Below are 26,225 nucleotides of genomic sequence, written 5' to 3' on the forward strand. Positions count from 1 at the left end.
ATTAACGAATCTCCTTTCCGGTTAACGCCATAAATATATCATCCATATTGCCATGACGAAATTCAAAGTGTGTAATCATTGGTTCCACTCTCTGTAAGAAGTCAATTGCATCATGCTCATTAGGTACCTTAATTAATAAAGAGCCCTTTTCTTGTACCACACTCCAGCTTGAATCTATTTCGGCAAGTACGGCATCCTTATTCTCAGACTCAATCGTTAATAGATTTTGCGCGTAATCTTCCTTCAACTGCTTCACCGTGTCATGTGCGATGACTTCTCCGTGATCAATAACATATACAAAGTCAGCTTCCTCGGCCTCTTCTAGATAATGCGTCGTGAGTATGATGGTGAGTCCTCTTGTTTCACGTAATTTCTCTAATGTACCCCAGATAACTTTTCTCGTTTGAATATCAAGGCCCGTAGACGGTTCATCAAGAAACAATAAATCTGGTTGATGAACGAGTGCTCTTGCAATATCTACACGACGCCTTTGCCCACCAGATAAAGTATCGTATCGTTGATCCAAGATGGTGGTTAGTCCAAAATCATCAATTAATTGATTTTCAAAATCCAAATCAATATTCTTATACATTCTTGCTCGATTTTGAATATTTTGTTGTACCGTTACTTGCCCATCCAACACACTATTTTGAAAAACAACACCTATTTTGTGGTGGTATTCTTTTTGCTTTGGATCTAGCCCTGCCAGTCTAATTTCACCAGATGTTGTTTGAATTAATCCTGTCAGCATGTTAATTGTTGTTGATTTACCGGCACCATTTGGTCCAAGAAAAGCAATTAATTGTCCTTCTTTCACAGTTAAATCAATATGGTTAACAGCTACTTTTTCGCGATATGTTTTACTAATCGATTTTGCAGTTAATAATGTCATTAAAAAATCCTCCCTTACTGAATGACCTAAGTCTATTCCCAAAAGGAGGATTTGTGAGCCATATTTGGTTAAGTGGTCCTAATTCAGGGTTAAGTGGTTTAAACCGCTATCCCAAATACTAAATTAAAACGGCTCCACTGAGTTTTTTTAATTTATCAATAGACCTAAAAAAATCCTCTTAAAGTAACCAGACCTGAGCCTAGTCGCTTTAAGAAGATTACTATTGGTATTTAGTTAGTACTTTGCTTCTTTGATTTAGCTTGGATCCATAAATTAAATAGTAATCCAATAACCAATAATACTGTTGCGATAATCATAATGTTATGTAATCCTGTATACATAATTTGGCGCATTTTAGGAATTAATTGCTTCGGAAGACTTGAAACACTCTTAGAATCACTTAATTTATTTAACATATCCATTGAAATTTTCCCGTGTGACTTATTAACCCCTTCTATTAGTGCATGATTGAGAATAACCCCGTAAATTGAAGACATAAATGTTTGACTCAAAATACGTAAAAGATAGGCAAATGAAGTCGCAATTGGCACATCTCGCCCTTCGGCATCTTGCTGAACGCTCAATTGTAAGACATTGAAACACATCCCTAATCCAAATCCTTCGAAGGCGCCCATTAATAATAAATACCAAAAAGGGACGGTTATTCCAACAATTAACATCCCTGCAAATGAAATAATAAAACTAATTGTCCCAATTGTGATAACGCGATATTTCCCTAATCTGGGAATCATTGACGGACCTCCCAATGAACCTACTAAGTTAGTCAACGCACCAGGAATTTGTGTTGCTCCACCAATTAACGCACTCATACCCAATAATCCTTGCGCCCACATTGGAATATAAATATTGAATGAAATAAAGGCTCCCCATAAAAGAGCAAATAAAATGAAATCAATTATTAATTTACTATTTGTAAATAGTCGGTTGGGAATAATCGGGTCAACGGCTCTGTCTTCAACTTTAACTAAGACACCAATTAGAATGAAACCCACAACAATCAGCCCAATAACAAGTTCGATTGACCCAACACCAATCATTTGAATCCCAGTCAGTAATGTAACCAAACTAACAACCATTAGTCCAGCACCTAAGTAATCAATATTTCCTTTTTGTCGTTTTTTAACTGGTTCTTTAAAGAAAAATTGAACCGTAATAATTGAAATTAGGGCAATTGGTACATTAATATAGAAGACCCAATGCCAACTGAATGTATCAACAATCCACCCACCAACTAAAGGACCAATAATTGAAGCAATACTGTAACTGGCTGTTGCATAGCCAATTACTTGTGATCGTTTCTTAATATTTTGGTAGATATCCGCGTAGATTATAAATGGAATTGTATTCATTCCGCCCGCACCGATTCCCATAATTGTTCGTGCAATTAAAAAATAGACAATATTACTAGATGTTGCTTGAAATACTGCCCCAACCGCAAATAATAAAGTTGCTAATTGATACGCGCCACGATTTCCAACACGTTCACCAAATTTACTCCAAAGTGGTGTTGCGACTGCCATTCCTAACAGAAATACCGCGACAATCCAACCCATGTACTGAATCCCATGTAAATCACTTACAATAGCCGGTAGTGCGGTATTGATTATTGTGCCATCAAGACCTGCCATTGCATTGGAAAGTAATAATGCAACGGTCACAATCATTAAATTCTTTTTACTCACTATATATAAATTCTCCTTTTTATCAACTCATAATCATCTTGATTGTCTTTATCGTACGCCTTTGAGTGTACTCTATGACAAGGAGAATTTAAGCTCGTTTTCTTCAAATAGTAATCTATTTATGATACGGACTACCCGCATTAATCATAAATCCTCGATAAACTTGTTCTGTTAAAATCATGCGCATTAGTTGATGGGGCAGCGTAAATTTACCAAACGAAATCTGGGTATCTGCCCGTTTTAAAACGGCATCGCTCAAACCTAACGATCCACCAATCACAAATGTAATATCTGAATGTCCGTACGTCCCAAGATCGGCTATTTCTTTAGCGAAATCCTCAGATGTACGTTCCTTACCTAAAATAGCTAGTGCGTAGACATATTCTTTATCCTTAATCTTACTAAGAATTCGTTCGCCTTCTTTTCCTTTAACATCAATCATTTCTGCCGAACTTAACTTCTCTGGCGCTTTTTCATCATTTACTTCAACAATTTCAAATTTACAAAACTTACTTAATCGTTTTGCGTACTCTTCAATTCCTTGTTTAAGATACTTTTCTTTTAATTTACCGACACCAATTATTTTAATATTCATCATTTCCACCTTTTTCACAAGTTATCCACAAAGTTACGCACATATCCACATTTTAGACCACAACATATTGCGGCGAATATGTGTTCGTCACTATATTTATTTGTCACCCATTTGTCAACACTATATTAGTTATGCACAGATTTATCGCCTTTTAACGTTTCTTAATTATACGCTTTATCTACCGGTATATCAGCCTTTATTTATTTTAAAGTTTATAAAAATAAAAGTTACACACAACTTGACTACTCATTTGTGCATAACTATTTTATTAAATAAGTCCTTTTGTACTGCCCTTTTATCTTGTTACTCACACCCATCATTTTATCTGTCCACTTAGTTATACACATTCTCTAATTAAAATAAAAAGAAATATCCGTAAATAAGGAATTTACGGATATTTCTAAGTTAATTATTGTGCTGATGATGCTGATTTACTTGCTGTATCTGATCCCGTATTTGAATCAGTTGCCTCTAAGGTCAATTTAATGTTGGCTTTCTGTAACTTACCATTATGATAAAATTCAACGGCCACCGTATCACCAATTTTATGAGCATATAAAACTTCTCGTAAACTTGAAGTATCAGCCACTTTCTTACCATCTAACTTAACGATAACATCATATTTACCAATTCCAGCATTCTTAGCAGGTGAGTCACTATTAATTTTAACAGCAACAATCCCTGAATTAACACTCGTTGGTAATTTTAAAACACTCTTTTGATCACTTGCAGAAACATAGTCTAAATCAATTAGCGAGATACCCAATGCCGGACGTTTAACTTTTCCATTGGCAACTAATTGGTTAATAATTGAGACAACTTCGTTACTTGGAATAGCAAATCCCATCCCCTCTACGGAAGTTGAAGACGTTCCTGAACCAGCAGATGATTCTGTTGCTGTACTTGCCAACTTCATCGAATTAATCCCAACTACCTGTCCAGAAGTATTAATTAATGGACCACCTGAGTTACCAGGATTAATCGCTGCATCAGTTTGGATAACCGTTGCTTGACCTGTCTTAATACCTGAACTATTTGTGACATCAATTGTCCGTTTCTTGGCTGAAATAATACCTTGCGTTAATGACGTTGCATATTCAGAACCAAGTGGAGAACCAATAGCTAATGCTGTTTCACCAACAGTTATGTTATCGGAATCGCCAAATGTCGCAATTTGAGTGACGCTGTCTGCTGAAATTTTCAAAACAGCTAAATCCGTAACAGCATCTTTACCAACAACCGTGGCACTTAATTTTTTACCATTACTCAATAAAACTTCAACTTTACTTGCACCAGAGATAACGTGATTATTCGTTACGACATAAGCATTACCATCTGATTTTTTATAAATAACACCAGAACCTTCGCTCGATTCAGATTCCGTTGCGGTTGAAGAAGAATCACCCGCCGTCCCATAGATATCAGTCAGGCTATTACTTGAACTGCTTGATTTTGTATATGAAATTACTGAAACAACGGCATTTTCAACTTTAGAAAACGCCTTTGACGTTTCATTACTAGATTTAACGTTAACATTTGTTACTTTTGTTGTTCCTGACTTATTTGAAGACGTTGTTATAGCACCATTATCACCACTATTATTTTGATAAAGCTGGTAACCACCGAATGCAATTCCTCCACCGACTAAACCCGCGATAAGCGCCGTAACGATTGTTTTACCTAAACCAGATCCTGTTCTCTTTTCATCTGACATTTTTTATATACGCGACACATTTGTCGCTGCCTCCTTAAACGTAGTCTTTTTACTCTCTTAAGAATAACGATTAATTGTGAACTATTTATGAACAAATTTTGAAAAAAGATTATTTTTATAAAATAACTAATTTTGTTGCTTTTTCTGGGTCCGTATCAAAGACATTAAAGTCACTGCCAACCGCCAAATCATGTTCTTTCATCGTTGATTCTACGGTTAAATGAGCTAGTTCCTTCATATTATTATCCTTACTAAGATGACCCAAGAAGATTTTTTTCGTTCGATTACCCATGACATTCATCAACGCATCAGCACCATCTTCATTTGACAGATGACCTTTATCACCCAAAATACGTTGTTTTAACGACCAAGGATAACCACCCATCCGTAACATCTCGATGTCATGATTACACTCAAACAAGTACGCATCTGCATCAGAGATTGTCCCTTGAACGTTCTCTGAAACATATCCCGTATCCGTTAAAATAACGAATGACTTATTATTATGATGGAATTGGTAGAACTGTGGCGCAGCAGCATCGTGGGAGACACCAAAACTCTCAACGTCCAAATCATCAAATGTGATGACTTTTCCCATATCAAATATATGTTTCTTCTCGACAGGAATTTTACCAACGGTATGGGCCATAGCATCCCACGTTAACTCATTCGCGTAAACATTCATATCATACTTACGGGCCAGAATACCGGCAGCCTTAGCATGATCAGTGTGCTCATGGGTCACAAGTAATGTATCGACATCATTAATATCTCGACCAATATCAGTCATTAAACTCGCTATTTTTTTACCACTTAAGCCGGCGTCTACAAGTACCTTATGCTTCGGTGTTTCAATATAAGTGACATTTCCCGCGCTGCCACTTGCGAGAACGCTAATCTTCATGTCGTCTGTCTCTTCATTCATTACTCGTCTACGCCTCTATCCTTTAATATTCAATTAATTTAAAATACTATTACTATCCTTCATGATGGCACCAGAGAATGCGTTAACTTGTTTATACTGGATTGCGCCATTACTTGGATTCTTGATTGCCACAATCCAAACCGGAATGTAGACGCTATATTTTTTATCCAAACTCAGTAGCTCCGCATAACCCATCTCGGACCACTTCACCTTACTTGCACTGACAAATTGATTATATTGATACAATATCAGGATTGCCTGCTGTTGGCTAATAATTGACTCATTCTCACGTAATTTTTCCGTATTCGCCATATAAGTTTGCGAATATCCAACGACTTTATTTTCCTTAATTGTAAATTTTATTAAACCAACATCCGCATAGACCATTTTTCCATAAACAACTTGCGAATATACGACCTCGGTGTCCGTTGAAAGGCTGTCATTGTAACGATAATCCGCTCCGTGTAGAATCAATTTCTTATTATCTACAATTGTTTTATCAATCGTTTTATTCGGATTAACACCATCTAAAATACTGATTGGGGTCACAAAAACACTTGATAACGTATTATCTTTGTACGTTGTCACTTGCTCCTGTAACTGTGCTGTATCATTTTTTAACGAATCAGATGCCTTATTAGCAATATATACACCAGTACCAACTTTATTCGAGACACTACCATATTTAATATTATCTTCTCGCATCTCTTTAAGCGTTGTTCCCGTTTTTGTTGTCCCGGCTGAAGAGCTGCTGGATATTTCAATTTTCTGATTTTGACGCAGCGAGGTGAATAAAAAGATATTCAAACCAAGAAAAACAATAATAAAAATAATCTCAATTCGTTTAAAATCCAATTAATTCACCTCCTAGTCTATTTTTAACAACCCAGCATAATTTTTCCATTCATTTTTGTAACGGACGTACCAAGTAGGCGATAAATCAACCACTAAATCAGAATCAGAACTTGATACCCAACGATAACCTAATTGAATATCGGAAATATCCGAATCTTTATAACCCGCCGCAACCAAATCATCCAATACTTTTTCCGTACTTTGTAGCGTCACGTCTGCCTTCCCAGATGGAACGGCAATTTGTAACGTTGACAATGAAAAATTAATCTTGTTTCCACCATTGGATAATCGTTCTACTTCAATCGCACCATTCTTAGTCTGGTTGAAGATTGGAAATCCTTCAATGTAACTTCTAAATACGGTTGTCATGGTGTCACTATTAAATCGATAAAAGTGAATGTTATCTAGACCAATACCCGTATTTTTGATACTATCATAACTCTGTTCTAGCGCTTTTCCACGACCGATTTTTTGTTCTTGATTTGTATCTTTATCATCCTCAAATGACACTAAATTTGTATCATTTTGAACAGTTAATTGTCTGTCTGAACCATCGTAATAAGTACTCGTTTTTTTACTTTCCTTAATATTAACTGTTGATCCGTTTGTTTGTCCTAGTAGTTTAGCAACATACTTACTGGCCGTTTGTTTATCCACTAAGTACCGGAAGCGCGCTACTTTAAAATCTTGATTATAGTACATAAAAATATTATTATTGTGCAATTTAAATGTAACCAATAATTGCGAGAATTTCCCACTTTTTAAAACTTCATCAATCATTTTGTCTTTATTATATGATTTACTCAAAGAAATTTCGTAAACTTTTTTATCCTTGTCACTCAACAAATAAATACTGCGTTTATTATTACGAGGAATAACGATACGATCAAAAGGACGTGTTTGATAATCTTTATTTTGTTGATTAAAGACTTGATTGAACAAACTAATCGTAATCTCATCTGAATAACTGAGCATTAACTGATTTTTTTCATTCAAAAAAGAGAGGTATTCCCTTTCATCTTTAACTGGAACCTCAACAATTGAAGTTTCTTCCCATTTACGCATTTGTTTTTGAATATTGGCAATAATATTAACTTTTTCACTATATAAGACATTTTGCTCTTGATCATCATTATAAATAATCGATGTTGGTGAATAAACCTCGCTCAATTTTGCAGTTTTCGTTAAATCAGTCTGAGTTGAATTAGTCGTTCTTGTTGACTCACTTTTACCATTCCAAGTTGGATCCGTCCAAATAACCCATGATAATCCAACACTTGTCATGATTAATAAAAATAAGACTGTTGGCAAAATAAATTTACTCAATTTCATCCCACAGGTCCTCCTCATATGATTCATAAGGCAACGAGATGTAGAAGGTTGACCCTTTACCCTCTGAACTATCTAACCAAATCTTGCCCTTATGCATTTCAATCACTTCTTTGGAAATAGCTAACCCAAGTCCAGTCCCACCTTGCGCCCTTGAACGTGCTTTATCAACACGGAAAAAGCGATCAAAAATGTGAGTTAAATCTTTTTTAGGAACACCAAGACCCTCATCAGAGATACTTAAAATAACATGTTTATGCGTCTCTAATAAACGACAGGTGATTTCCCCACCGTCTGGTGAATATTTGATCGCATTATTCATAATATTATCAATTACTTGGACAATTTTATCAGTGTCCAATTCTACCCATAAATCACGTTTGGTAAAATCACGTTTAATCGTATATTTTTTACCGGTACCGTCATCAGCATTAATCATCATGTCAAATCTGTCCAGGACGTAGCCGAATAGTTCATTTAAATTAACCAATTCAAGTTCTAACTTAGATGTTCCTGAGTCCATCCGAGATAAATTAAGTAAATCATTAATCATACGCATCATACGTTCCGTCTCATTTTGTGTAACTTTTAAGAAGCCTGGTGCAACTTCTGGATCTTTCCATGCACCGTCGTTTAACGCTTCAATATAACTCTTCATACTCGTTAATGGCGTTCTTAATTCATGTGAAACATTAGAAACAAAACTTTCACGTTCACGTTCAATTTTTTGTTGTTCTGTAACATCGTGAAGTACACAAACTAGACCACTAATAAACCCAGATTCTCTCTGAATTAACGAGAAGTAAGCATTTAAAATCTGTTCGTGCTCTACGTCAGATAAATCAATCATAATTTCATCCTGATTTTCTAATAGATCACGTAACGTATATTGGTTACGTAAGTCGAGAATATCGAGGATTGATTTTCCAATTGAATCATCTTCATTCTGATCCAATAAAGTAGAAGCTGCCTCATTCATTATAATGACATTCCCACGACGATCAGTCGCAATTACACCATCCGTCATATGTGATAAAACACTATCCAAGCGACGACGTTCAGCCTCAGACGATTCTTGTGCTTCCTCAACACGAACGGATAAATTATTTACTGCATCGGCCAATTGACCCAGTTCGTCATTAGAATATACGCGGACTTTACCCGAATAATCACCACGCGAAATTCGAATCGTTTGTTTTTTCATCTCGTCAATCGGTCGAGTTATAGCCCGGGAAATAACAATCGTTATTAAAAGAACTAAAATTGCCGCAAAAAGTGAGGCGGTCACAAAAATAACGGTAATATCGTTAATATTTGAGTATAGATTTTCAAGATTGGCTTTAACGTACGTTACACCGACTGTTGTCGTGGCATTACCAGAAGTATTAACTAACGGCACAATTGAAACATAATACCGTTTATCGTTAGATTCATCATAAATCTTTTTTTCAAATGTTTTGGGCGTATATAGTACCTGTTTAATTGTTGCATCCGTTGTTTTTTGACCAACAACGGTCTGATTATTAAAGTCACTGCTCCCGCGGATGGTTCCCTTGCTATCAATGACCCGAATTTCTGTGATACTTGAATTACTAACGTCTTCCAATATCTTTTTAATATCTTTATTACCGGCAGAAGCATCCGGATTCGCTAAATCCTTTGTAATAGAATTAGTAACATAGGTTGGTAACTGCACTTGTTGCTTAAATGTGTCTAAATTCTGTTGCTCTAATTGTCTAACAAAATAAGCCCCGACAATTTCTAACGTTATTAAAATTAATAACGCAAAAATGAGGGCTATTTTAAATTGAATAGATCTAAAAAAACGAATTTTTTGATTCATTTTCATCGTTATGCTCCTGCTCTATTCTAAATCTGGATTTTTCATATAATAACCGACACCACGACGTGTTACTAACCACTCCGGATGGCTTGGATTATCTTCAACTTTTTCTCTCAAACGACGCATTGTAACATCAACCGTCCTGACGTCACCAAAATAATCGTAACCCCATACCGTTTGTAGTAAATGTTCTCTAGTCATTACTTGCCCTAGATGCTGCGCTAAATAGTGTAACAATTCAAACTCACGATGTGTTAATTCAATTTTTTCATCATGTTTCGAAACCATGTAGGCTTCAGGATGAATCGTTAATTGACCCACTTGTATTTCACTGTTTTGTGGCTGTTCCTCTGCTTGGACATTTTCAATTGTTTTTTGTCTTCTTAAGTTGGCCTTGACCCTGGCCACTAATTCACGATTTGAAAAAGGTTTCGTGACATAATCATCAGCACCTAATTCTAGGCCCAAGACTTTATCAATTTCTCCATCTTTTGCCGTCACCATAATGATTGGCATATCGTAAGTTTTTCTAACTTGGCGAGCAACTTCTAAACCATCTACCTTGGGTAACATTAAATCTAATAAAATTAAATCTGGTTCGACTTCTTTAACTTTTTCTAGGGCTTCTTCACCATCGTAGGCAGTATATACGTCGTATCCTTCTTTAGTTAAATTAAATTTAACGATATCAGAAATTGGTTTCTCATCGTCGACAACTAATATTTTCTTCATAATATGATCCTCCTTATAGGAAATCGCAAAATTAAATCCGTGTGCAACTTCTTAACCCTTCATATTATAGCCTATTCAACCGTTATTGCCAAACACGGTCATTCATCCATTAGAAGTCTTTTTTTGAAAAGTTATTGTTTTTTTCAAAAATATATGATAATATATTTAAGTTGATGAATTATTATTAACGGTTTGGGTGGTTAGCTCAGTTGGTAGAGCAACGGACTCTTAATCCGTGGGTCTAGGGTTCGAGCCCCTAACCACCCATGGGTGCCAAACCCAACATATCGCAAGATATGTTGAAGCATCTAGCTGCGGCTAGGTGCTTTTTTTGTGCCCTTTTTTATGAATGTTTCACGTGAAACAAAAGGACCATTCAATAATTGAGGTGCCTTAGAATTATCCCAACCATAGTTCTTTTTTAAAACAACTTTCCTTTAGTTAAATGACTAATCTCAAACACGTTCCGTTTCAATTTTAAATTTTTTCGCTGATATAATTAACCTATAATCTTCATACGTTATTATTGAAATGAGATAGTTCCTATCAACATAGTCAATATGAAATCCGTCCACTTGCCCTAATCCCTTTTTAAATAAAGGTTCGTTGGTCTCCTCATTCCTAAACGTATTAAGATCCATGTCATGGTTAACACCCCAAACTTCTTCAAATATTAAATTCAGGTGCTTCCCTTCAAAATCTATCATTTTAATGACTAATTTAACATTGCTTTTTTTCCTGTTATCTCCCGTATTTACATACGTCATCGCACCAATGTCAGCATTTTCTAATCCGTTCCCATAATTACGATCCAATAGATCAAACGTCTGTCTATCCAGAATTTTTTTTAACTTCATCCTAGTTTCTCCCCAAGTTATTTATTTTCTAAATGTCTCGTTTCTATTCTAAATTTTTTTGCTGACACAACTAATCGGTAGTCTCCCTGCATTCGCATTGTGACAGTATATTTTTGGTCACTGTAATCAACTCGAGAATCCATTATTTGTCCTAGTTTCTCCTTAAATACCGGCCTACCTGACTCCACATATCTGTAAGTATTAAGATCCATATTGTAATTAATACGCCAAATTTCTTCAAAGATTAAGTCAATTTTCAACTGTTCATCTTCATAATCGGTTAACTTTATAACTAATCTAATATTACTTTTTAACTCACTGTCTCCCGTATTTTCATAAGTCATCGCGTCAATATAAGCGTCATGTAATCCATATTCTCGAATCAATATCTCATAAGTTTGTTGGTCTAATAATTGCTTTAAATCCATTTTATTCTCCTCCATGAACCCCTTTTTACATCATTCATTATACTGCTAATACAGTTCAAACCATTCCAAATAGCTTTTAATATAACAAAAAAGACCTAAAAATTAATTTTAGGTCTTTCGATGATAACTTGTAATTCTCTTATGCCCAAACGTCGTCTAAAACATTTGTTTGATCACGATCGGGACCAACTGAGAATGTAGAAATTTTAACATCTACAATTTCTTCAATTCGTCTTACATAGTTTCTGGCATTTTCAGGTAATTCAGCGAGTGTTTTCATTTGAGTAATATCTTCAGTCCAGCCAGGTAACGTTTCGTAAACTGGTTTACATTGTGATAACTCTTTGAAACTTGCTGGGTAACGATGAATAATTTCGCCATTCAATTCATATGCCGTACAAATTTTAACTTCTTTTAATCCCGTTAATACATCAATACTGTTTAAACATAAATTAGTTAAACCTGAGACACGTTTAGAATGATTCATAACAACGCTATCAAACCATCCAATACGACGTGGACGCTTCGTTGTCACACCATATTCGTGACCAACTTCACGGATAGTATCTCCTATTTCATCAAGCAATTCAGTTGGGAATGGGCCATCACCTACACGAGATGTATACGCCTTGCAGACACCAACGACTGTATCAATTTGAGAAGGCCCAACTCCGGCACCAGTTGTTGCCCCACCGGCAATTGGGTTAGAAGACGTTACAAATGGATATGTCCCATGATCAATATCCAACATCACGCCCTGTGCGCCTTCGAATAAGACTTTTTTACCGGCGTCCAATGCATCATTAATAATCACTGATGTATCCGCCACATATTGTTTAAGACGTTGTCCATAAGCAAAATACGTTTCAAAGATATCATCAAATTCAAGTGGTTCATGATCATACAATTTTGTAAATTCACGATTTTTTTGTTCTAGATTAAGTTTTAATTTGGCTGAGAATGTATCTTTTTCCATTAAATCGGCAATTCTAATACCAACTCTGGCAGCTTTATCCATGTAAGCTGGTCCAATTCCCTTATTAGTTGTTCCAATCTTATCGTCTTTCTTAGCAGCCTCTTGTAGACCATCCAAAAGAATATGGTATGGAAGAATCACATGTGCACGATCAGAAATTCGTAAATTATCGCCTTTAATACCGAGCGCTTGAAGATAATCGAGTTCTTCACACAAGGCTTTAGGATTTACGACAACCCCATTACCAATCACGCTTAATTTATCTTGGAAAAAAATACCTGATGGAATCAAATGTAATTTGTAAGTGTTACCTTCGAATACAATTGTGTGTCCGGCGTTATCGCCACCTTGGTACCGTGAAATAACATCGGCATTTTGGCTCAAGAAATCTGTAATTTTACCTTTACCTTCATCGCCCCATTGGCTACCTACTACGACTACTGATGACATATTTTCATCCACCTCATAATTTATATTTTGGTAATTCATAAATACAATCCTAGGACATTGTAGCAATAAAACGATTAAAATACAAGTAAAATACGAACGTTAAGTTTTTAATAAAACATTTATAGGCTATATAACGAACTTTTATTACTTTATGCAAAAAAAATATCTCTTAACGAGATATTTTTTAACCTTCAGGTATATACGCAAGTGATGAGAATTTATTATACGATTTAACAAACAACAATTTAACCGTTCCTCGTTCACCACCACGGTTTTTTTCGATAATAACTTCAACTTCACCAACATTTTGGTCATCTTCATCCCTTGGATCAGGCAAATTTCCGTCTTCATCTTCATCTGTATCACGTTCATAATAATCGTCACGGTATAAAAATGCCACAATATCGGCATCTTGTTCAATAGACCCAGATTCACGAATATCTGACAACACTGGTCGTTTATCTTGACGTTGTTCAACGCCACGAGACAATTGAGACAAGGCGATTACCGGAACACTCAATTCTTTCGCTAACTTCTTCATTTGTCGAGAAATTTCTGATACTTCTTGTTGACGACTTTCACGACCTGAGCCTTCAATTAATTGCAAATAATCGACAACAATTAATCCCAAACCATTTTTTTCTTTCGCTAAACGACGACATTTTGCACGAATTTCAGCCATTTTTGATCCTGCAGTATCATCGATGAAAATATTTGTTTTTGATAACGAGTTCATCGCCACGATTAAGTTAGACCACTCAGATTCGTCCAGTTGTCCTGTCCGTAAATGGTTGGCATTGATACTACCCTCAGCACACAACATTCGACTTACAAGGGATTCTGCTGACATTTCCAAACTAAAAATTGCAACCGATTCTCCCGTTTTAGTTGCTACATTTTGCGCAATATTTAATGCAAAAGCTGTCTTACCAACGGCTGGACGAGCAGCTAAAATAATTAATTCATCTGCATGTAATCCGGCAGTCATCTTATCTAATTCAGGATAACCTGTCGATAATCCCGTGATCGTGTCGCCTTCTTTGGCTAACTTTTCAATATTTGTAAATGTGCTTTTTAATACATCCGCAATAGCTTGGAAGCCACTACTATTTCTTTTTTCAGAGACGCTCATAATTTCACGTTCTGCGTTATCCAAAAGTGTCGCCACATCATCGTCTTGCGATAAACCTTTTGTCGCAATTGATGTTGCCGTAGCAATTAAACGTCGAATCATTGATTTTTCTTCAACAATTTTAGCATAATATTGTACGTTAGCAGCTGTTGGGACAGATCCCGCCAACTCAACAATGTAGCTGACACCACCAACGTCATCCATTTGATTCCTGGACGTTAAATTATCTTGAATTGTAACAATATCAATTGCTTCATCCCTGTCATTTAAATCTACCATAGCGGCAAATATTAATTGATGACGTCGTTGATAGAAGTCTTCTGGCTCCAAGTATTCCATTGCTTCAATAAGGGCATCACCCTTTAAAAAAACAGCGCCTAAGACAGCTTGTTCCGCTTCAATATTTTGCGGTGGTGTTTGGTCCGTTAACAGTTCATTATTCATTGTATAGTGTTCTCCTTACTTCCAAAATCAAGAAAAAAACTGGCGCAAAATCAACTTTTGCCCAGTTTTTCAAATAAACGCTACTTTAGTTATTGGCCGAAACATGCACACGAATCATTGCTGTTACATCGACATGTAATTTCACGGGGACGTTTGTAAATCCCAAAGCGCGAATTGGTTCTGGTAGTTCAACTTTACGTTTATCAATTTTGATACCGTATTGTTTTTCCATTGCCTGAACGATTTGTTTGCTAGGAATTGAGCCAAATAAACGACCATCTTCACCGGCTTTAGCCGTTAATTCAACGATTGTTTTATCACTTTCTAAAACAACCTTTTCATCTTTAGCTTCTTGTAAAACTATTTCAGCTTTTTTTTCTTCAGCCTTTTGTTGGCCTTTTAACGAACTCATAGCTGAGTTTGTTGCCACTTTAGCTTTACCATTTTTAATTAAAAAGTTTTGTGCGTAACCGCTTGGAACTTCTTTAATTTCTCCACGTTTACCTTTTCCACGGACGTCTTCCAAAAATATAACTTTCATAATTGATCACTCCTTAATTTCATCTTTTTTTGTCGTTAATATGCTAACTAATTGTTCTGCGGCTTCGCTCACGCTCACGCCGGTTAACTGCGTTGCGGCATTTGATAAATGGCCGCCGCCACCCATTTGTTCCATAATAACCTGAACATTCGTTTCACCCGTACTTCTGGCTGAAATACTAACACGATTATCTGGTCTTTTCGTTACAACGAATGAAGCCGAGACACCCGAAACAGATAATAATGAATCTGCTGCTTGTGCTGCTGTCACAGGATCATAAATTGTATCATCCTCGCCCACACACAATGCTAAATCACTATTTATGAACTCCACTTTATCAATTAAATGATTTCTTTTCAAGTAACTATCAACATTTTCTTTCATAAAGTCTTGAACCATTGTTGCATCGGCGCCAACAGATCTTAAATAACTAGCTGCATCAAATGTTCGCGTACCCGTTCGTAATGAAAACGACTTTGTATCAATAATAATTCCGGTCAACATTGCGGTTGCCTCAATTTTATTAATTGGCTCGCTATCTTTTGATTGATATTCAAACATTTCAGTAATCAATTCACAAGTTGATGATGCGTAAGGTTCAATGTAAACCAACATCGGATTTTCGGGAAACTCTTCACCGCGACGATGATGATCAATAACCATCAAACGATTTTTAAGTTTTTCATACAGTTCTGGGCTTCCAGAAATTGACGGTTTAGAGTGATCAACCATTACTAATAAACTTTGTTCCGTCGCTTTTTCTAATGCCTCTTCAGGCGTAATAATATTATATTTAATGTCGGGATATTGATCCAACTCTTCCATTAATCGCTGTACATCGGAATGAATAGCCGTTTGATCAAGTACAATCCAACATTTCATATTATTCATTAACGCAATTCGTCTGATACCCAGACAGGCACCCACAGAGTCCATATCGGGGCTCTGATGTCCCATAACGAAAACTTGGTCCAATGGTTTCATAATTTCTTGTAAGGCTTGAGAAATCATTCTTGCACGAACTCGAGTCCGTTTTTCCATTGGGTTTGTTTTTCCACCATAAAATCTCGCTTGTTCCTCAGGTGATTTAACGACTACTTGATCGCCGCCTCGACCTAATGCCAAGTCTAAGTTACTTTGAGCCAATTTTGCGAGTGAATTTAAATCGCCATCACCATACGCAATTCCCATGCTCAATGTTAATGGGAAATTTTGTTTTGACGTTCGATCGCGAATCCGATCTAAAATTTTAAATTTTTCTTCTTCAATTTGTTGCAGAGAATGCGCATGTACTAAGATAAAAAAGCGATCTGTGTCCGTTCTTTTCAAATACATTCCATAACGACGAGCCCAGTTAGATAGCTCATTTGTGACGAAATTACTTAAATTAGAAACATTTTTATCTGACATTGATTGTGTTACTTCATCGTAGTTATCTAAGAAGACTTGTCCAATAACGACACGTTCTGCCTCAAATTCTTTCTCAATTGCCGAATAACGCGTGACATCCATCAGGTAAGCGACATGAATATCTTTTTGAATGATCATTTCAAAATCTTTTTCATGCCATGAAACCGTTGCTGCCGTTTTGTTCTCTACATTATTGGTAATAATCGTTGCCAACTCTTCATCAACGACTTCAATTTTTTTACCTAGAACATCATTTTTTTCAAAATAAGGCTGTAAGTAGGGGTTAACCCATTCTATTTCGTTTTGTTCATTGAATATTAAAATACCAATTGGCATTTTAATGAGCGCTTCTTGCTCACCACGTTTAATTCGATATGATAATTCAGATATGTACTCATTCGTATTTGCGGTAATTTGAGACATGATATAAATACTTGCACTGGTAGCACCCAATGCAATAATTAATAACATAAGTCCTAAAAAGAAATTAACCGTAAAAGACAGAACAACACTAAATAAAGATAAGATTATAATAAAAATTGCAATCCATCTTAAGCGTTCATTCTTCAAGAAGCTGGGAAGCCTCTCTTTTGAAAGGAACTTTTTCATAGTATCTCCTCATCTTTGAATCCTAGATGTTATCTATTTTATCACATTCCCCGTTTTACTGCACAAATCTTGCTAGGGCACAAAAAAAGAAGACTATTTACATAGTCTTCTTTTTTGATTACTATTCTTCTGAAACGAATGGTAATAAGCCCATAATACGTGAGCGTTTGATTGCAATTGTTAAACTGCGTTGGTTTTTAGCGCTTGTTCCCGTAACACGACGAGGTAAAATCTTACCACGTTCTGAAATGAAACGTTTTAACAAGTCTGTATCTTTGTAATCGATGTAATCGATGTGGTTAGCTGCGATGAAGTCGACTTTACGACGACGACGTGCGCCACCGCCACCACCTCTACGTTGTTGTTGTTGTGCCATGTGAGTTTCCTCCTCTAATTAGAATGGTAGATCGTCATCAGAAATATCAATTTGTTGGCCATTATTTGCAAATGGATCAACCGCTGCTGAATCGTTTGTTTGCGTTGTGTTTGAATTATTATTCGAACTTGCGCCACCGAACGGGTTAGCATTGTTATTTGATGATGAAGATGAACTTGATTGAGGAGCGCTGCTTTGATTATTAGCGTTATCTTGTTGTTGGCTTGATTGAGATTTTGATTCAAGCAACGAAAAGTTTTCTACGACAACTTCAGTAACGTAAACGCGGGTTCCTTGTTGATTATCATATGAACGTGTTTGAATACGTCCATCGACACCAATTAAAGAACCTTTATGCGTAAAGTTAGCAAAATTCTCGGCTGCTTTTCGCCAGATAACACAGCTGATAAAATCGGCTTCACGTTCGCCAGAAGCGTTCGTGAATTGTCGATTAACCGCAACTGTAAAAGTTGCAACTGCAGCACCACTAGCTGTGTAGCGTAAATCAGGGTCTCTTGTTAAACGTCCGACAAGTACTGTTCTATTAATCATAATGTATTGCTCCTCCCTGTTATTTTATTAAAAATGAATTATTTTTCATCTCTGTTAATGATCATATGACGCAAAATTCCTTCGTTGATCTTTGAAAGACGATCAAATTCGTTAATTGCGATATCATCGTTGGCTGTAGCATTAATGATATGGTAGATACCTTCATTATAACCGCTGATTTCGTATGCAAGACGACGTTTTGACCAGTCTTTTGAAGTAACGATTTCTGCACCATTACTTGTTAAGATACCATCGAAACGTTCGATTAAAGCTGCCTTAGCTGCTTCATCAAGATCGGTACGGATGATATAAGTAATTTCATATTTACTCATGACTGTTTACACCTCCTTATGGACTTTAGGTCCTTACCTCGTGGTAAGAACAAGGAAAGTTATCTATTTAATGCCATAGACACTTACGAACTAAAATTATATCACTGCCATTCGCTTAAAGCAAGAAAATCCTAATTAACTACACACTGATTAAGTACGCGGTTAATTAGGATTTTATTTTAATTTTTAAAAATTTTTATTCTGGATCAATTGTTTCGGCTTCGACATTTGGCACATCTTCATCCAAAACGACTGTTGTTTCTTCAGGAGCGGCCTCTACTTTGGCCATTGTTGCAACTTTAGCATTTTCATCAATTCGAATTAAATGAACCCCTAAAGTAGCGCGACCCGTTTTCGAGACATTTTTCACATTAAAGCGAATCATAACGCCTTGATCAGTGATTAACATAATATCTTCATCACCTTGAACGGTTTCTAATCCAGCAATTGGTCCATTCTTTTCAGATATATTGGCTGTCTTAATCCCTTTTCCACCACGCCCTTTAATTGCGTAAGCAGAAGCAGGTGTTTGTTTACCATATCCTTTTTCAGAAATAATAAAGACGTGACTATCAGCAGCTAATAAATCAGCGCCAACAACGTAATCGCCTTCTCTTAAACGAATACCACGAACACCAGAAGCAGAACGACCCATTGAACGAACATCATTCTCAGCAAATGATACAGCATACCCTAGATGCGTTCCAATAATCATATTCTGCGTGCCATCCGTAATTGCAACGTTGATTAATTCATCTTCGTCATGCAATTTAATCGCTTTTAGCCCATTATTTCTAATGTTAGAGAATTCCGAAACCGGTGTCCGTTTAACCGTTCCGTTAAGCGTTGTAAAGAAAAGATAACGTTCATCATTTTCTTGTTTGCTTACGTTAATAACGGCTTGGATTTTTTCACCAGAATTAACCCCTAATAGATTAATAACGGGAATCCCCTTAGCTGTACGACCATATTCAGGAATTTCATATCCCTTCATACGGTAGACTTTACCAGCATTGGTAAAGAAGAGTAACGTATCATGCGTTGATGTCGACACGAGATGTTCAATAAAGTCATCATCGTGAACACCCATCCCTTGAACGCCACGTCCGCCACGGTTTTGTGCCTTAAACTCATCCGTTGGAAGTCGTTTAACATAACCATTATGCGTCAATGTAATCATCACTTCTTCTTCTTCAATCAAATCTTCATCTTCAAGATTTAACACCTCGCCAATTAATAGCTCAGTACGACGTTCATCGCCAAATTTGGCTTGTAAATCTAACAATTCTTGATAGATAATGTCATGAATTCGAGAATCATTGGCCAAGATATCTTCAAAATCGGCAATTGAGGCCATTAAGTTTTGATATTCTTCTTCAATTTTTTCACGTTCCAAGCCAGTTAAACGCACCAAACGCATATCTAAGATAGCTTGGGCTTGTTTATCTGATAATCCATAGTTGCCCATCAATTGATTCTTAGCAAGCTCACCCGTATTTGAACTACGAATAATTCTGATAATTTCATCAATGTGATCAAGCGCAATTCGTAATCCTTCAAGGATATGTGCACGGGCACGAGCCTTTTTCAATTCAAATTGCGTACGACGACGGATAACTTTTTCTTGATGTTCAAGGTAATAAACAAGCATTTCCTTTAAACTCAAGACTTTAGGAATACCATTAACAATTGCCAACATGTTAAAACTAAATGATGTTTGTAATAACGTTAATTTATAAAGGTTATTCAACACAACTGAGGCGCTCATATCACGACGAATATCAATCACAATTCGTAATCCTTCACGATCGGATTCATCATTAATATCAGTAATGCCTTCAATTTTTTTATCACGAGCTAAGTCAGCAATTCGTTCAATTAAACGTGCCTTGTTGACCATGTATGGTAATTCATCAACGATAATACGTTCCTTACCATTTTTTTGTTCTTCAATTTCAACTTTTGAGCGAATTGTAATTGTGCCTTTACCTGTTTCATAAGCTTTACGAATACCAGATTTACCTAAAACGGTTGCTCCAGTAGGAAAATCAGGTCCGGGAATAGCTTCCATTAAATCAGCCACAGTTGCATCAGGATTATCCATTAAGATATGTAATCCAGAAATAACTTCTGACAAATTATGTGGTGGAATATTCGTTGTCATACCAACGGCAATACCCGTAGCACCATTGACTAGTAAATTAGGAAAACGCGCAGGTAAAACAACTGGTTCATGTTCACTACCATCGTAATTATCCATGAAATCAATCGTATCTTTATTGATATCACGCATCATTTCAACGGCAATCTTACTCATTCTAGCTTCGGTATAACGCATAGCAGCGGCGCCATCACCATCGACAGAACCAAAGTTACCATGACCATCAACCAACATATAACGATAACTAAAATCTTGAGCCATACGAACCATCGCTTCATAAATCGATGAGTCACCATGAGGATGATACTTACCCATAACATCCCCAACGATTCTAGCTGATTTTTTGTATGGTTTATCAGGCGTGATACCCAGTTCACTCATACCATATAGAATACGACGATGAACAGGTTTCAACCCATCACGAACATCGGGAAGCGCACGGGCAACAATAACACTCATAGCGTAATCCAAGAACGATTTTTTCATTTCTCCGGAAAGATTAACATCTGTTATCCGGCTTGTAGTTGGTAGTTCTTCTGCCAAAATACTCGACCTCCTTTACGACTAAATTGTTAAATATCTAAGTTTTCTACATAAGTAGCATTATTTTCAATAAATTCACGTCTAGGTTCTACACGATCGCCCATTAACATATTAAAGACATCATTGGCTTCAATTGCATCTTCAACGTTAACACGCAATAAACGACGTGCATCTGGATCCATTGTTGTTTCCCATAGTTGAGAAGCATCCATTTCTCCAAGACCTTTGTATCGTTGAATAACAGGTTTTGGTGTTGGTGATAATTGACCCTGAATTTCTTCTAATTCTTCTTCAGTATCAACATAACGAATCATTTTACCCTGACGAATTTGGTATAAAGGTGGTTGCGCGATGTACACAAATCCAGCTTCAACAAGTGGACGCATATAACGGTAGAACAGCGTTAACAATAATGTTCTAATATGCGCACCATCGACATCGGCATCTGTCATGATAATTAATTTGTGGTAGTTCGCCTTTTCGACATTAAATTCGCCACCAAATCCCGTACCCATGGCTGTAAATAATGACCGAATTTCTTCATTAGCCAAAATCTTATCTAAACTTGCCTTTTCAACGTTTAAAATCTTACCACGGATGGGTAAGATAGCTTGCGTTAAACGAGCTCGACCCTGTTTAGCAGAACCACCGGCTGAATCACCCTCAACGATGAATAATTCGCTAATTGCGGGATCTTTACTTGTATTATCAGCCAATTTACCAGGTAAATTACTAATTTCAAGTCCACTCTTTTTACGAGTTACTTCACGAGCATGCTTAGCGGCAACGCGAGCTCGAGCAGCTAATAAGCCCTTTTCAACAATGATCTTAGCTTCCTTAGGATTTTCCATTAAGAACTTAGTAAAATGTTCAGAGAAAGTTCGATCAGTCACCGAACGTGCATCGGAATTTCCTAATTTTGTTTTTGTTTGACCTTCAAATTGAGGATCAGGATGCTTGATGCTGACAACGGCCGTTAGTCCTTCGCGGACATCTTCACCAGAAAGGTTCGCATCATTTTCCTTCATCAGGTTATTTTTACGGGCATAATCATTTATAACCCGGGTTAAGGCTGTCTTAAACCCAGACTCATGCGTTCCACCTTCATAAGTATGAATATTATTTGTAAAAGTTAATAAATTACTATGATAATCGTCAGTATATTGTAAAGCGACTTCTACAATAATCCCTTTTTGTTCACCTTCAACATAAATAGGTTCAGGGAAAATGACATCTTTATTTTTATTTAAAAATTCAACATAATGCTTAATACCGCCGGCATAATGGAATTCTTGTAATCCAGGTCCACCATCACGTTTATCATCAATCGTAATTTTAAGTCCCTTATTCAAAAATGCTAATTCACGAATTCGTGTTGTTAAGATTTTAATATCGTAAACGGTTGTTTCCGTGAAAATATCAGGATCTGGCACAAAATGAACAATTGTTGCATGTTCATTCTCAGGTGCTTCACCAACAACAGACATTTCCTTCGTGACTTTACCACGAGCAAAGGCCATACCGTAAATCTTTCCCTCACGGATTACTTGAACATCCAATTCAGTTGACAATGCATTAACAACTGAGGCACCAACACCATGAAGTCCACCGGAAACTTTATATCCGCCACCGCCGAATTTACCACCGGCATGTAAGATTGTGAAGACGGTTTCAAGTGCTGGACGACCCGTTTTTTCTTGAATATCTACGGGAATACCACGGCCATTATCGCGAACCGTAATACTATTATCTTTTTCAACAACGACATTAATTTCATCAGCGAAACCAGCTAATGCCTCATCAATACCATTATCAATAATTTCCCAAACCAAGTGATGAAGACCTTGTGAGGCCGTCGTTCCGATATACATACCGGGACGTTTTCTAACAGCTTCAAGTCCTTCTAAAACTTGAATTTGACTCGCATCGTATTCTTTTGCTTTTTCTTCATGTAATTCTTCAGCTATTTCAGCCTGTTTTTCTTGATCAGTCAACTGTGTGTTCCTCCTCTTCGAGTAAATTACCTTGATTAATATGAAAAATCTTTGGCTCATTAATTAACGTTCTGGCAATACCGCTGAGATTAGGCGTTGTTAAAAACGTTTGAACCTTATTTTGAATTGTTTTTAAAAGGTGAGTTTGGCGCATGTCATCCAATTCAGACAACACATCATCCAAAAGAAGGACCGGGTATTCACCCGTTTCTTCTTTCATTAATTCAATTTCGGCTAATTTAACCGATAATGCAGTTGTTCTTTGTTGCCCTTGCGATCCATAAGTCTGGACATTTTTGCCATTAATCAAAAAACGCACATCATCACGATGTGGTCCAGCTAAGGTTGTCCCTTGAAATATTTCTTTTTTCGTTGCTTTTTTTAAATCGTTTTGGAGTTGCGCATATAATTGCTCAATCGTCTGATCTGCGGCATCCTCTAAATGAGTTGCGTACTCAAACGTTAAGGTTTCAGCTGATTGTGTAATTTCTTCTTGCAATTGGTTAGCCCAAAATTCAAGTTGTTTCAAAAATATCAATCGTTGATGCACGATCTCGGCGCCAAAAGCGGCTAATTGATCAGATAGTACATCTAAAAAAACTAAATCTTGATTTTTTTTATGTTGCAGCTGTTTCAAATATTGATTGCGTTGTTTCAAAATTGTTCGATACTGGCCTAAATTATACAAGTATCGGGCATTAATTTGACCGAATTCCATATCAACGAAGCGTCTTCTAACCGCTGGTGCCCCTTTGACAAGGGCTAAATCCTCTGGTGCAAACAAAATCACATTGAACTGACCAATGTATTGTGATAATTTAGCCTGCTCAAGGTGATTAACTTTAGCTTTTTTTCCCTTAGAATTAACTTGAATTTCAAGTGGAACGGCGCCTAATTGTTTATTCACTCGACCCTGAATGATTGCCGCCGTCTTATCCCATTTAATTAACTCTTTGTCATTGTTCGTTCGATGACTCCGAGTCATTGATAGTACATAGATGGCTTCCAACAAATTGGTTTTACCTTGAGCATTTTCACCAAGTAAAATATTGATTGCTGGAGAAAATGAGACATTTAAGTCTTCATAGTTACGATAATCCCTCAAGGTCAGACTTTCTAAATACATGGATAAGCCTACTTTTCGTCCATTGAATGCATCGTAATAATTGCAATGCCTGGTACTTCAATGACATCCCCGGGATATAACTTACGTCCACGTCGATCTTCTAATTCGCCGTTTACAAGCACTTCATTCTCACGTAAAAACCATTTTGCTTCGCCACCAGAATTAATAATTGTTTCTGATTTTAAGACCTGTTGCAACATCATATAAGGTGTTTCTAAATAAATATCTGATTTCAAATCGTCGTCAACCTCCATTTTCTTCTTTTTTCATTATACCTTTTTTTATGCAAAATTACAATTTGACATCTCATTTTAAGGCGATTTAAGCGATTTAATTTTTATTTAGTCCTTTTACTCTCAAAATGCTAAAAAGGCCGTATTTTTAATTAATTGACTAAAATCCGCTATCAGTTCTTTTTTTTTAGTAAAACCAAACTCTAAACGCTATTTCTATCAATTTTTAGGTTTAAGGTTTAATTGACAAAAAAATAGAGTGAAAAATCGTTAAATAAAACGACTTTTCACTCTATTTTCATAAATTACCGCTATCTAACGGACAATTAGAATGTACGAACGGGTGTAATTAATTGAATAAATTGTGTTGTATCTTCAGTTGGTACCAAAGTAAAAGGTCTCAATGGTTGCGTGAAGGCAACTTTAATCTCAGTTTGGCCAAATGAACGCAATGCGTCTTTCATATAATCTGGATTAAATGAAATTTCGAGATCATTTCCTGATAAGTTACTGAACTCCAATGCTTCTTCAACATTACCAACATCAGGTGAATTACTATAAATAACAACTTTTTGTTCTGCAGCGTTAATCGCAAGTTTAACAACATTATTACGACTCTCATGTGATAACAATGAAGCACGTTCAATTGCTGATAACAGTTTTGGCGCGCTAAATTCAATACCTGTAGCAGATTCATTAGGAATTAAACGACTTGTATCGGGATAATTACCTTCTAATAAACGCGAATAGAATGAAGTGTTACCAAGAATAAAGAGTACTTGGTTTTCCGAGATGCGCATTTCAATATCTGGATTTGAATCATCAATCATTCGTGATAATTCAACCAATGACTTCCCTGGAATAATAACATCATACTTAGCATCATTAGCGCCTTCTAATGTAATTTTACGTTGGCTTAATCGATGACTATCCGTTGCCACAGCTAAAAATTCACCATTTTCGATTACAAAATGGACACCCGTCAAAATAGGACGACTTTCTTGGTTTGAAACTGCGATAACGGTTTGACTAATAATCTGTTTTAAAATTGAACCAGAGAAGATTAAATTATCATCTGTATCAATTTCTGGTAAATGAGGATAATTATTAGCATCTAATCCATTAATATTAAAAGAAGCTGATCCTGAAGTGATTTCAGTTTGGTAACCATCAGTTACCGTTAATGAAAATGTATCTTGTGGTAATTTTTTAACAATTTCACTGAAAAAACGAGCGGGTAATACAATTTCGCCAGTTGATTCAATCGTTAAATTATTAGATTCATCTTCGACAGATAAAAAAGTTTCGATTGAAACATCGGCATCGCTTCCTGTTAGAAGTAATCCAGAAGCAGTTAAAACGACTTTAATACCCGTCAATATAGGAATCGTTGTTTTTGAAGAAATGGCTCTTTGAACATCTGTTAATTGTTTAATAAAAGCTGATCGATTAATTGTAAATTCCATAGTGAAA

Annotated in this window: 23 protein-coding genes and 1 tRNA gene; 1 reads left to right on the forward strand and 23 read right to left on the reverse strand. The window is 36.3% G+C overall.

What is annotated here, in order from left to right:
• Window position 1: 1 nt before the first annotated feature.
• From N0K80_RS03285 to yycF, 9 genes are all read right to left on the reverse strand, one after another.
• Window positions 2-892 (reverse strand): ABC transporter ATP-binding protein, encoded by an 891-nt coding sequence (locus tag N0K80_RS03285; RefSeq protein WP_269023769.1) that lies wholly within the window; start codon window positions 890-892, stop codon window positions 2-4.
• 230 nt (window positions 893-1,122) lie between these two features.
• Window positions 1,123-2,577 (reverse strand): MFS transporter, encoded by a 1,455-nt coding sequence (locus tag N0K80_RS03290; protein ID WP_269026203.1) that lies wholly within the window; start codon window positions 2,575-2,577, stop codon window positions 1,123-1,125.
• Between the two features lie 133 nt (window positions 2,578-2,710).
• Window positions 2,711-3,190 carry a 23S rRNA (pseudouridine(1915)-N(3))-methyltransferase RlmH gene (gene rlmH / locus N0K80_RS03295; protein WP_112249514.1) on the reverse strand — a complete coding sequence of 160 codons (480 nt, stop codon included), beginning with the start codon at window positions 3,188-3,190 and terminating at the stop codon, window positions 2,711-2,713.
• 409 nt (window positions 3,191-3,599) lie between these two features.
• Window positions 3,600-4,904: a S1C family serine protease gene (locus tag N0K80_RS03300; protein ID WP_057974137.1), complete on the reverse strand. Its 1,305-nt coding sequence runs from the start codon at window positions 4,902-4,904 to the stop codon at window positions 3,600-3,602.
• 115 nt (window positions 4,905-5,019) lie between these two features.
• Window positions 5,020-5,829, reverse strand: coding sequence for an MBL fold metallo-hydrolase (locus N0K80_RS03305; RefSeq protein WP_112249510.1), 810 nt, complete (start codon window positions 5,827-5,829; stop codon window positions 5,020-5,022).
• Window positions 5,830-5,862: 33 nt separating this feature from the next.
• Window positions 5,863-6,684, reverse strand: a complete 822-nt coding sequence (locus tag N0K80_RS03310; protein ID WP_146302243.1) for a two-component system regulatory protein YycI — start codon at window positions 6,682-6,684, stop codon at window positions 5,863-5,865.
• Between the two features lie 12 nt (window positions 6,685-6,696).
• A complete protein-coding gene (locus tag N0K80_RS03315) occupies window positions 6,697-8,016 on the reverse strand; it encodes a YycH family regulatory protein (protein WP_269023770.1) in 1,320 nt (439 codons plus the stop codon).
• Window positions 8,003-9,856 carry a cell wall metabolism sensor histidine kinase WalK gene (gene walK / locus N0K80_RS03320; protein WP_269023938.1) on the reverse strand — a complete coding sequence of 618 codons (1,854 nt, stop codon included), beginning with the start codon at window positions 9,854-9,856 and terminating at the stop codon, window positions 8,003-8,005. Before walK ends, N0K80_RS03315 begins: the two co-directional genes overlap by 14 nt.
• Before the next feature lie 21 nt (window positions 9,857-9,877).
• Window positions 9,878-10,588: a response regulator YycF gene (gene yycF / locus N0K80_RS03325; RefSeq protein WP_057974141.1), complete on the reverse strand. Its 711-nt coding sequence runs from the start codon at window positions 10,586-10,588 to the stop codon at window positions 9,878-9,880.
• Between the two features lie 194 nt (window positions 10,589-10,782).
• Here yycF and N0K80_RS03330 point away from each other — a divergent pair.
• A tRNA-Lys gene (locus tag N0K80_RS03330) sits at window positions 10,783-10,855 on the forward strand.
• 188 nt (window positions 10,856-11,043) lie between these two features.
• Here N0K80_RS03330 and N0K80_RS03335 read toward each other — a convergent pair.
• From N0K80_RS03335 to dnaN, 14 genes are all read right to left on the reverse strand, one after another.
• Complete coding sequence (locus tag N0K80_RS03335) at window positions 11,044-11,445, reverse strand: hypothetical protein (RefSeq protein WP_269023771.1); 402 nt, start codon at window positions 11,443-11,445, stop codon at window positions 11,044-11,046.
• Window positions 11,446-11,462: 17 nt separating this feature from the next.
• Window positions 11,463-11,873 (reverse strand): hypothetical protein, encoded by a 411-nt coding sequence (locus N0K80_RS03340; protein WP_269023772.1) that lies wholly within the window; start codon window positions 11,871-11,873, stop codon window positions 11,463-11,465.
• Window positions 11,874-12,012: 139 nt separating this feature from the next.
• Entirely contained in the window at window positions 12,013-13,299 is a 1,287-nt protein-coding gene (locus tag N0K80_RS03345) for an adenylosuccinate synthase (RefSeq protein ID WP_146343139.1), read from the reverse strand.
• A gap of 184 nt (window positions 13,300-13,483) precedes the next feature.
• A complete protein-coding gene (gene dnaB / locus N0K80_RS03350; protein WP_146343140.1) occupies window positions 13,484-14,875 on the reverse strand; it encodes a replicative DNA helicase in 1,392 nt (463 codons plus the stop codon).
• A gap of 85 nt (window positions 14,876-14,960) precedes the next feature.
• Complete coding sequence (gene rplI, locus N0K80_RS03355) at window positions 14,961-15,416, reverse strand: 50S ribosomal protein L9 (RefSeq protein ID WP_057974146.1); 456 nt, start codon at window positions 15,414-15,416, stop codon at window positions 14,961-14,963.
• Between the two features lie 6 nt (window positions 15,417-15,422).
• Entirely contained in the window at window positions 15,423-17,435 is a 2,013-nt protein-coding gene (locus N0K80_RS03360; RefSeq protein ID WP_269008409.1) for a DHH family phosphoesterase, read from the reverse strand.
• Window positions 17,436-17,556: 121 nt separating this feature from the next.
• Window positions 17,557-17,811, reverse strand: coding sequence for a 30S ribosomal protein S18 (gene rpsR, locus N0K80_RS03365; protein ID WP_057974148.1), 255 nt, complete (start codon window positions 17,809-17,811; stop codon window positions 17,557-17,559).
• An 18-nt stretch (window positions 17,812-17,829) separates the two neighbouring features.
• On the reverse strand, window positions 17,830-18,363 hold the full coding sequence (gene ssb, locus N0K80_RS03370) for a single-stranded DNA-binding protein (protein ID WP_269023773.1): 534 nt from the start codon (window positions 18,361-18,363) through the stop codon (window positions 17,830-17,832).
• 38 nt (window positions 18,364-18,401) lie between these two features.
• Window positions 18,402-18,695: a 30S ribosomal protein S6 gene (gene rpsF, locus N0K80_RS03375; RefSeq protein WP_057974150.1), complete on the reverse strand. Its 294-nt coding sequence runs from the start codon at window positions 18,693-18,695 to the stop codon at window positions 18,402-18,404.
• A gap of 196 nt (window positions 18,696-18,891) precedes the next feature.
• A complete protein-coding gene (gyrA, locus tag N0K80_RS03380; protein WP_407932687.1) occupies window positions 18,892-21,342 on the reverse strand; it encodes a DNA gyrase subunit A in 2,451 nt (816 codons plus the stop codon).
• A gap of 86 nt (window positions 21,343-21,428) precedes the next feature.
• On the reverse strand, window positions 21,429-23,366 hold the full coding sequence (gene gyrB, locus N0K80_RS03385) for a DNA topoisomerase (ATP-hydrolyzing) subunit B (RefSeq protein WP_225428600.1): 1,938 nt from the start codon (window positions 23,364-23,366) through the stop codon (window positions 21,429-21,431).
• A gap of 19 nt (window positions 23,367-23,385) precedes the next feature.
• On the reverse strand, window positions 23,386-24,519 hold the full coding sequence (gene recF / locus N0K80_RS03390) for a DNA replication/repair protein RecF (RefSeq protein ID WP_269023775.1): 1,134 nt from the start codon (window positions 24,517-24,519) through the stop codon (window positions 23,386-23,388).
• An 8-nt stretch (window positions 24,520-24,527) separates the two neighbouring features.
• Window positions 24,528-24,755 (reverse strand): S4 domain-containing protein YaaA, encoded by a 228-nt coding sequence (gene yaaA / locus N0K80_RS03395; RefSeq protein WP_057974154.1) that lies wholly within the window; start codon window positions 24,753-24,755, stop codon window positions 24,528-24,530.
• A 323-nt stretch (window positions 24,756-25,078) separates the two neighbouring features.
• On the reverse strand, window positions 25,079-26,218 hold the full coding sequence (gene dnaN / locus N0K80_RS03400; protein ID WP_112249499.1) for a DNA polymerase III subunit beta: 1,140 nt from the start codon (window positions 26,216-26,218) through the stop codon (window positions 25,079-25,081).
• Window positions 26,219-26,225 lie beyond the last annotated feature (7 nt).

This window comes from Dellaglioa carnosa (assembly GCF_026948345.1).
Classification (GTDB): Bacteria; Bacillota; Bacilli; order Lactobacillales; family Lactobacillaceae; genus Dellaglioa; species Dellaglioa algida.

What these genes read in the sequence shown, in the direction of transcription:
- N0K80_RS03285 (WP_269023769.1), bottom strand. Translation starts at nt 892, where the DNA reads ATGACATTATTAACTGCAAAATCGATTAGTAAAACATATCGCGAAAAA.
- N0K80_RS03290 (WP_269026203.1), bottom strand. Translation starts at nt 2,577, where the DNA reads ATGATTGTGACCGTTGCATTATTACTTTCCAATGCAATGGCAGGTCTT.
- rlmH (WP_112249514.1), bottom strand. Translation starts at nt 3,190, where the DNA reads ATGAATATTAAAATAATTGGTGTCGGTAAATTAAAAGAAAAGTATCTT.
- N0K80_RS03300 (WP_057974137.1), bottom strand. Translation starts at nt 4,904, where the DNA reads ATGTCAGATGAAAAGAGAACAGGATCTGGTTTAGGTAAAACAATCGTT.
- N0K80_RS03305 (WP_112249510.1), bottom strand. Translation starts at nt 5,829, where the DNA reads ATGAATGAAGAGACAGACGACATGAAGATTAGCGTTCTCGCAAGTGGC.
- N0K80_RS03315 (WP_269023770.1), bottom strand. Translation starts at nt 8,016, where the DNA reads ATGAAATTGAGTAAATTTATTTTGCCAACAGTCTTATTTTTATTAATC.
- walK (WP_269023938.1), bottom strand. Translation starts at nt 9,856, where the DNA reads ATGAATCAAAAAATTCGTTTTTTTAGATCTATTCAATTTAAAATAGCC.
- yycF (WP_057974141.1), bottom strand. Translation starts at nt 10,588, where the DNA reads ATGAAGAAAATATTAGTTGTCGACGATGAGAAACCAATTTCTGATATC.
- N0K80_RS03335 (WP_269023771.1), bottom strand. Translation starts at nt 11,445, where the DNA reads ATGAAGTTAAAAAAAATTCTGGATAGACAGACGTTTGATCTATTGGAT.
- N0K80_RS03340 (WP_269023772.1), bottom strand. Translation starts at nt 11,873, where the DNA reads ATGGATTTAAAGCAATTATTAGACCAACAAACTTATGAGATATTGATT.
- N0K80_RS03345 (WP_146343139.1), bottom strand. Translation starts at nt 13,299, where the DNA reads ATGTCATCAGTAGTCGTAGTAGGTAGCCAATGGGGCGATGAAGGTAAA.
- dnaB (WP_146343140.1), bottom strand. Translation starts at nt 14,875, where the DNA reads ATGAATAATGAACTGTTAACGGACCAAACACCACCGCAAAATATTGAA.
- rplI (WP_057974146.1), bottom strand. Translation starts at nt 15,416, where the DNA reads ATGAAAGTTATATTTTTGGAAGACGTCCGTGGAAAAGGTAAACGTGGA.
- N0K80_RS03360 (WP_269008409.1), bottom strand. Translation starts at nt 17,435, where the DNA reads ATGAAAAAGTTCCTTTCAAAAGAGAGGCTTCCCAGCTTCTTGAAGAAT.
- rpsR (WP_057974148.1), bottom strand. Translation starts at nt 17,811, where the DNA reads ATGGCACAACAACAACAACGTAGAGGTGGTGGCGGTGGCGCACGTCGT.
- ssb (WP_269023773.1), bottom strand. Translation starts at nt 18,363, where the DNA reads ATGATTAATAGAACAGTACTTGTCGGACGTTTAACAAGAGACCCTGAT.
- rpsF (WP_057974150.1), bottom strand. Translation starts at nt 18,695, where the DNA reads ATGAGTAAATATGAAATTACTTATATCATCCGTACCGATCTTGATGAA.
- gyrA (WP_407932687.1), bottom strand. Translation starts at nt 21,342, where the DNA reads ATGAAAAAATCGTTCTTGGATTACGCTATGAGTGTTATTGTTGCCCGT.
- recF (WP_269023775.1), bottom strand. Translation starts at nt 24,519, where the DNA reads ATGTATTTAGAAAGTCTGACCTTGAGGGATTATCGTAACTATGAAGAC.
- dnaN (WP_112249499.1), bottom strand. Translation starts at nt 26,218, where the DNA reads ATGGAATTTACAATTAATCGATCAGCTTTTATTAAACAATTAACAGAT.